Source organism: Streptomyces sp. NPDC104581, from assembly GCF_055583685.1.
In genome coordinates this window covers 1-8,504 of sequence record NZ_JBVJNN010000083.1, presented here as the reverse complement: position 1 = coordinate 8,504, position 8,504 = coordinate 1, and the positions used below count along the sequence as shown (strand labels likewise).

General features: G+C 71.0%; 2 protein-coding genes. Both read right to left on the bottom strand.

The genetic code is table 11. The annotated features are described in order from the left end of the window. Window positions 1-7,721, bottom strand: a 7,721-nt coding sequence (locus tag ACZ61E_RS32365; RefSeq protein WP_469703964.1) for an SDR family NAD(P)-dependent oxidoreductase, incomplete at its 3' end; no start/stop codon positions are given. Between the two features lie 71 nt (window positions 7,722-7,792). Continuing rightward, on the bottom strand, window positions 7,793-8,504 hold a 712-nt coding region (locus tag ACZ61E_RS32360), incomplete at its 5' end, for an acyl carrier protein (RefSeq protein ID WP_469703962.1).

Sequence of the window (8,504 nt, the reverse complement as noted above, 5' to 3'; positions counted from 1 at the left end):
GCCTGCTCCAGGATGACGTGCGCGTTCGTCCCGCTCATGCCGAACGAGGACACACCCGCCCGCCTCGGCCGATCCTCCCCCACCGCCCACGGAGTATTCTCCCTGAGCAGCTCAACGGCCCCCGCCGACCAGTCCACATGCGGCGTCGGCTCGTCCACGTGCAGGGTGCGCGGGAGCACGCCCTCCCGCATCGCCATGACCATCTTGATCACACCGCCCACACCGGCAGCCGCCTGCGTGTGCCCAAGGTTCGACTTCAACGACCCCAACCACAACGGAGCGCCCTCCGGTCGGTCCTGACCGTAAGTAGTGAGGATGGCCTGCGCTTCGATCGGGTCGCCGAGTGCGGTGCCGGTGCCGTGCGCCTCCACGGCCTGGACGTCCGCCGCCGAGAGCCCCGCGTTGGCGAGCGCCTGGCGGATCACCCGCTGCTGCGACGGACCGTTCGGAGCCGTGAGCCCGTTCGACGCACCGTCCTGGTTGACCGCCGAACCCTTTACCACCGCCAGCACCTGGCGGCCGTTGCGCACCGCGTCCGACAGCCGCTCCACGAGCAGCAACCCGACACCCTCGGACCAGCCGGTGCCGTCCGCACCGGCCGCGAACGGCTTGCACCGGCCGTCCGGAGCCAGCCCGCCCTGGCGTGTGAACTCCGTGAAGCATCCGGGCGCCGCCATGACCGTCACACCACCGGCCAGCGCGAGCGACGACTCGCCGTTCCGCAGTGACTGGCACGCCAGGTGCAGCGCGACCAGCGACGACGAACACGCCGTGTCGATCGTGAGCGCGGGGCCCTCCAGGCCGAACGTGTAGGAGACACGGCCCGACGCGACGCTCAGCGCGCTCCCGATACCGACCTGGCCCTCGAACCCCTTGGGGGTGTCGGTGAGCCGGGACAGGTAGTCCTGCGAGATGACACCGGCGAAGACACCGGTGTCGCTTCCCTGGAGTGACATGGGGTCGATGCCGGCCCGCTCGAACGCCTCCCAGGACGTCTCCAGCAGCAGCCGGTGCTGCGGGTCCGTCGCCACCGCCTCGCGCGGACTGATCCGGAACAGCTCCGGGTCGAACTTGGCGGCGTCGTAGAGGAAGCCACCGGACGACGTCGCGGAAGTGCCGGTCCGCTCGGGGTCCGGGTCCAGCAGCCGTTCGATGTCCCAGCCGCGGTCGGTCGGGAAGTCACCGATGCCGTCACGCCCTTCGGCGAGGAGCTGCCACAGCTCCTCCGGGGAGGAGACCTCACCGGGGAAGCGGCAGGCCATGCCGATGATGGCGATCGGCTCGTCGTACGAGACCGGCGCCACCGCGTCGGCCTCGACTGCCGGCAGCGTGCCGAGCAGCTCCGTGAGGAGGAAGCGGGCCGTCAGGATCGGAGTCGGATGGTCGAAGATCAGGGTCGTCGGGAGCTGGAGGCCGGTGGAGGCGGTGAGCCGGTTGCGTACCTCGACGGCGGTCAGCGAGTCGAAACCCAGCTCCCGGAACGTGCGGTCGGCCTCGATGGCCGCCGCGTCGCCGCGTACGAGCACGGTCGCCACATGGCTCCGCACCAGGTCCAGCAGGTGACGCTCCCGCTGCTCGGGGGCCAGCGCGGACAGCGACTCCGCGAGGGAGCCGCCCTTGCCCGCGGAAGCGGCCGTACCACGGGCCGCCCGGGACACACTCGCGCGCCGGGGCTGCACCAGCGCGCGCAGGAGCGGTGGCGGGGTCGCCGAGCCCAGAGCCTGGGTGTCCAGTCCGGTCGGCAGCAGGAAGGGCAGGTTCTCGGCCAGTCCCACGTCCAGCAGCGCCAGCCCCTGGGGGGTGGTCAGGGGTACGACTCCCGCGCGGCTCACCCGCGCCACATCCGCGCCGCCCAGGTGCTGCGTCATCCCACTGGACTCGGCCCACAGGCCCCACCCGAGTGAGGCGGCCGGCAGACCCCGGCGGTGGCGATGGGCGGCCAGGGTGTCCAGGAAGACGTTCGCCGACCCGTAGTTGGCCTGTCCCGGCGCACCGAATGTCGCGGCGGCGGAGGAGAAGAGGACGAACGCGTCGAGGTCGGACTCCGCTGTGAGTTCGTGGAGATTCCAGGCTGCGTCGACCTTGGGGGCGAGGACGCCGGTGAGCTGCTCGGGGGTGAGACGGTCGACCGTCGCGTCGTCGAGGACACCCGCGGTGTGGATGACGGCGGTGAGGGGGTGCTCGGCGGGGACGGTGTCCAGCAGCGCGGTGAGCTGCTCCCGGTCGGCCGCGTCGCACGCGGCGATACGTACGTCGGCCCCCAGCGCCGTCAGCTCCTCCCGAAGCTCCCGCGCTCCTCTCGCGTCCGGGCCGGACCTGCTGGTCAGCAGCAGGTGCCGGACGCCGTGCTCCGTGATCAGATGGCGGGCCGTCAGCGCGCCGAGCGTGCCGGTGCCGCCGGTGACCAGGACGGTGCCGTCGGAGCGCAACGCGGACGGCAGCGTCAGCACGACCTTGCCGATGTGCCGCGCCTGGCTCAGGTAGCGCAGCGCCTCCGGTGCGCGCCGGATGTCCCACGCGGTGACTGGAAGCGGGGTCAGTACCCCCTCCTCGCACAGCGTACGGAGCTCCTCCAGCATCTCCTGGATACGCTCGGGCCCCGCGTCGCCCAGGTCGAACGCCTGGTAGACGGTGCCCGGGTAGGCCTCGGCGACGGTCTCGGAGTCACGGATGTCCGTCTTGCCGATCTCGATGAAGCGTCCGCCGTCGGAGAGCAGCCGCATCGACGCGTCGGCGAAGTCCCCGGCGAGCGAGTTGAGTACGACGTCGACACCGGCACCCCCCGTCGCGCCGCGGAAGTGGTCCTCGAAGTCGAGGGTGCGTGACGACGCGATGTGCGCGTCATCCAGGCCGTGCGCGCGCAGGACATGCTGCTTGCCGGTGCTCGCGGTCGACAGGACCTCGACCTGCCAGTGCCGCGCGAGCTGGAGCGTGGCCATGCCGACGCCACCGGCGCCGGCATGGACGAGAAGCCGCTCGCCGGGCTCGATCGCGGCCAGGTCGACCAGGCCGTAGTACGCGGTGAGGAAGACGATCGGGACGGTGGCGGCCTCCGCGAAGGTCCAGCCCTGCGGGATACGTGTCAGCAGCCGGGCGTCCGTGACGGTCACCGGACCGGTGCTGGTGAACAGGCCCATGACCCGGTCGCCCACCGCGAGGTGGCTGACGTCCGGTGCCACCTCCAGCACCACACCGGCGCCCTCACCGCCGACGGCGCGTACATCGCTGACCATGCCGAGGGTGACGACGACATCGCGGAAGTTCAGGCCCGCCGCGCGGACGGCGACCCGCACCTCACCGGGTGCCAACTCCGCCGACGCCTCGGGCGACTCGACCAGAGCGATGTGGTCCAGGGTCCCCTGCCCCGTCACACCGAGGCTCCAGTCCGACACGCCCGCGGGGACGGTCAGCGCCTGCTCGGTCGAGAACCGGCCCAGACGGGCCGCGAGCGTCCGGCCCTCACGTACGGCCACCTGGGGTTCGCCGCCCAGCACGACGGCCGGAAGCACGGCTGCCGACTCCGGCTCACCGTCCACGTCGACCAGCAGGAACCTGTCCGGATGCTCCGACTGCGCCGAGCGCAGCAGTCCCCAGGCGGACGCGGACACGACGTCGGAGACCGGGTCCCCGGGCTCCGCCGCCACCGCCCCGGACGTCACCACGACGAGTCGTGCCGCCGCCAGTGATTCGTCACGCAGCCAGCGCTGGACGAGCGCGAGCAGGCGTGTGCCGAGCTGTCGCACCCGGGCCGGCACCGGCTCGTCGCCCGCCGCGTCCGTGCCGCGGTCCACGACGGGAAGAAAGATCGTCGCCGGTACGTCGGCTCCGTCCGCCAGCCGGTCGAGGTCCGTGGTTCCCTCGCACCCGACGGCCGCGGCCAACGAGTCGGCGAACCGCGCGGCGGAATCGGCCGCGTTCTCGGCGGTGCCGTTGCCAGTGCCGTTGCCGGTGCCGCCAGTGAGCGGTTCGAGAACGGCGCACGGGAGACCGCTCCCGGCGTCGGCCCCCGGAAGCGCGACGGGGGACCAGTCCAGGCTGAACAGCGTGTCGCGGTACGGATCGGACTCGCCGGCCCGGTGCAACTGGTCGACGTCGAGGGGCCGCAGGGTCAGCGTGTCGATATGTCCTACGGGCTGGCCTTCGGGGTCCGCGAGGGTGATCCGGGCGGTGGTGGGCGTCAGCCTGCGGACATGCGCCCGGACAGCCGAAGCGCCGGTGGCGTGCAGGTCTACTCCACTCCAGGAGAAGGGGAGTTGGGCCTTGCCCGCGTCGCCCGTGTTGCCGTCCCGAACTTCTGTGCCGGGGGTGAGGCCGAGGGCGTGGAGGGTGGCGTCGAGGAGTGCGGGGTGGATGCCGTAGCCGTCCGGGTCGGCGTCCTCGCCGAGCGAGATCTCCGCGTACACGTCGTCGCTGTCGCCCGAACGCCAGGCCGCCGTCAGACCCCGGAAGGTGGGGCCGTAGTGGTAACCGTGCGCGGCGAGATCGTCGTACAGCGTCTCGACGGGCAGCGCCTCCGCACCGGCCGGCGGCCAGGCCGTGAGGTCTTCGGCGGGGGCCGGGGCCGCGGTCGTGAGATGGCCGGTGGCATGCAGGGACCACGACTCGCCGTCCTCGGCGCGCGAGTGGACGGTGACCGGACGCCGTCCGCTCCCGTCCTCGTGGGCACCGGCGGTCACCTGGAGATGAACGCTGCCGGTCTCCGGCATGACGAGCGGGGCCTGGAGCGTCAGCTCCGCCAGATGGGGGTGGCCCGTGTGGTCACCGGCGTGCAGGGCGAGGTCCACGAACGCGGTGCCGGGCAGCAGCACGGCTCCCGCGACCGCGTGGTCGGCAAGCCATGGGTGCGTGCGCAGACTGAGGCTTCCGGTGAACGTGACGGCGCTCCCGCCGTCCGCGAGCTCCACTGCGGCACCGAGCAGGGCGTGCGCGGTACGGCGGAGCCCGAGACTCGCCGGATCGCCGCTGTTTGCCGGGGTGTTGAGCCAGTAGTGGTGGTGTTGGAAGGCGTAGGTGGGGAGGGTGGGGTGGTGACGGGAGGTGGTGGGGGTGGTGGGCCAGGTGAGGGGGGTGTGGTGGGTGTGGAGTGTGGCGAGGGCGGTGTGGAGGGTGTGCTGGTGGGGGTGTTTGGGGTGGAGGGTCCCGATGGCGGTGGTGTCGGGGAGGGTCTGGGTGGTGAGGGTGGTGAGGGTGGTGTCGGGGCCGAGTTCGAGATACGTGGTGGTGCCCGTGGCGTGCAGGTGTTCGGTGATGCCGGTGTAGTTGACGGCGTGGCGGAGTTGTTCGGTCCAGTAGTCGGGTGAGGTGGCTTGTTCGGGGGTGAGGGGGAGTGCGGTGCGGTTGGAGATGACCGGCAGGGTCGGGGGCTGGGGGGTGAGGGTGGTGAATGTGGCGCGGAAGGTGTCGAGGGCGGGGTCCATGTGGGCGGAGTGGAAGGCGTGGCTGACGTTCAGGGCGCGGGTGCGGATTCCGGCTTCACTGGCGCGGGTGTTGAGTGCCTCGATCTCGGCCACGGTTCCGGAGATGACGGTGTTGGTGGGTGAGTTGTGGGCGGCGATCTCCAGCCCGGTGCCTTCGAGAAGGGGGGTGATCTGGTCGGGGGTGGTGTGGAGGGTGAGCATGGTGCCCTGCCCGGGGGGGAGTTCTCCCATCAGCCGGGCGCGTGTTGCGACGAGGGTGGCGGCGTCGGTGAGGGTGAACACCCCGGCGATGTGGGCGGCGGTGAGTTCACCGATCGAGTGCCCCGCCAGCGCGTCGGGCCGCACCCCGTAGGACTCCACCAGCCGGTAGAGAGCCGTCTCCAGCGCGAACAGGGCCGGTTGGGTGTAGGTGGTGTCGTGCAGGAGGTCGGCTTCCGGCGTCCCGGGTTCGGCGAACATCACCGTCTGGAGTGGTGCCGGGAGGTGCGGGTCGAGGGCCGCGCAGACCTCGTCGAGCGCGTCGCGGAAGACGGGGTGGGCGGTGTAGAGGTCGTGTCCCATGCCCGGGTACTGGGACCCTTGGCCGGTGAACAGGACGGCGAGCTTGCCCGCCTGGTACCTGCCCGTCACACCCTGCGCGGTCGGGGTCCCGGCCGCGACGGCGGCCAGCGCGTCGGTCAGCTCCCCGCGCCCGGTACCGAACACGACGGCCCGGTGATCGAGTGTCGCCCGGGTGCCGGTGAGGGCGTTCGCGACGGCGGGGAGGTCGGTGTCGGGGTGGTCCTCCAGCCAGGCGTGCAGCCGCGAAGCCTGCCCGGCCAGCGCCTCGGCCGTATGACCGGACACCGGCCACACCACCACACCCGCAGTCCCCTTCGGGTCCGGTATGGAGCCGACCGGTTCGACCGGTTCAACGGCCGGGGCCTGCTCCAGCACCACATGCGCGTTCGTGCCACTCAGCCCGAAGGACGAGATGGCCGCCCGGAGCGGCCGTTCGGGATGCGACCACTCCTGCTGCTCCGTCAACAGACGGACGGTTCCGCTCGACCAGTCGATGTGGGACGACGGCTCGTCCACGTGCAGGGTGCGGGGGAGTACGCCCTCCCGCATCGCCATGACCATCTTGATAATGCCCGCGACACCGGCGGCGGCCTGCGTGTGCCCGATGTTCGACTTCAGCGAACCCAGCCACAGCGGAGCGTCCTCCGACCGGCCCTCGCCGTACGTCGCCAGCAGCGCCTGTGCCTCGATCGGGTCACCGAGGGCGGTGCCGGTGCCATGCGCTTCGACCGCGTCGATGTCGGCAGGCGTCAGCCCGGCATTCACGAGGGCCTGGCGGATGACGCGTTGCTGCGAAGGTCCGTTGGGTGCGGTCAGACCGTTCGACGCACCGTCCTGGTTCACCGCCGATCCGCGCAGGACGGCGAGCACCTGATGTCCATTGCGCTGGGCGTCCGACAGCCGCTCCACCAGCAGCAGCCCGACACCCTCCGCCCACCCGGTGCCGTCGGCTCCGGCCGCGAACGGCTTGCACCGGCCGTCCGGCGCCAGCCCACGCTGCCGGCTGAACTCCACGAACGTGCCGGGAGTGGCCATCACCGTCACCCCGCCCGCGAGGGCGAGCGTGCACTCCCCCTGCCGCAGCGCGTGCGCGGCCAGGTGCAGCGAGACCAGCGAGGACGAGCACGCCGTGTCGACGGTGATCGCCGGGCCCTCAAGCCCGAACGCGTACGACACCCGGCCGGAGGCGATGCTGCCGGCGCTCCCGTTGCCGACATGTCCCTCGAAGCCGGCCGGGACCTGATGCATCAATCGGGAGGAATAGTCGTTGTACATCACGCCCGTGAAGACACCGGTACGGCTGCCGTGCAACGACTGCGGGTTGATCCCCGCCCGCTCGAAGGTCTCCCACGCCGTCTCCAGCAGCAGCCGCTGCTGGGGGTCCGTCGCCAGGGTCTCCCGCGGACTCATGTGGAACAGCTCGGGATCGAAGTCCGCGGCCTGCTCCAGGAACCCTCCCTCGCGTACGTACGACGTGCCGGGGTGATCCGGGTCCGGGTGGTAGAGGGACTCGATGTCCCAGCCGCGGTCGGTGGGGAAGCCACCGACCGCGTCCCTGCCGTCCGCGACCAGCTGCCAAAGGTCCTCCGGCGAACGCACCCCGCCCGGGAAGCGGCACGCCATCCCTACGATCGCGATCGGCTCGTGCTCCTGGGACTCGGCGTCGTGCAGCCTCTGCCGGGTCTGGTGCAACTCGGCAATGACGCGCGTGAGGTAGTCCCGAAGCTTGCCTTCGTCCGCCATTTGTACTGCTCCCATTGCCTTACCCGAATGGATTGCTGACCTTGACCGCGTCCCGGAGAGCCGAATTGGGCTCAGAGTCCGAGATCCTTGTCCAAGAAGCTAAAGAGCTCCTCATTGCTCGCTTCGCGGAGCGAATCGAGCACGTCCTCGCTGCTCTCGCGCGACCGTGCGCCGGGCACCGAGAGAGTCGACAGCAGCGCTTCGAGACGCTCCACGATGGCGACGCGTTCCGAGTCGTCCGCCGGCCTCGCCGAAAGCGCGGCGTCGAGACGGTTGAGGTCCTCGACGGTGACCAGTCCTCCGGCGGAAGCGCTTCGGACCGTGATCCGCGAGCGGAGGTACTCGGCGAGCGCGAGCGGTGTGGGGTAGTCGAACACGAGAGTCGCCGGAAGCGTCTGCTCGACAAGCGATCCCAGACGGTTGCGCAGTTGTACGGCGGTGAGGGAGTCGAACCCCAACTCCGAGAACGGGCGGGTGTGTTCGATCCCGTACCCGTTGTCGTGCCCGAGGACATCCGCGACCTCGCCCGTCACGAGCCCGAGCATTCGCTCCCCGCGCTTCTCGTCGTCCAGGCCGGCGAGCTCGGTGAGCAGACGGGAAGGCTGCTGCGCCGCGACTGCCGCTGTGGTCCGTCGTGTGCGGGCTAGTCCGTGGAGGATGGCGGGTGTGTTTGTTGTGTCGAGTCGGGTGGTGTTGATGGCGGTGGGGATGAGGTGGGGGTGGGTGGTTGCGGTGTTGAGGAGGGTGAGGGCTTGTTGGGTGGTGAGGGGGGTGATTCCGGTG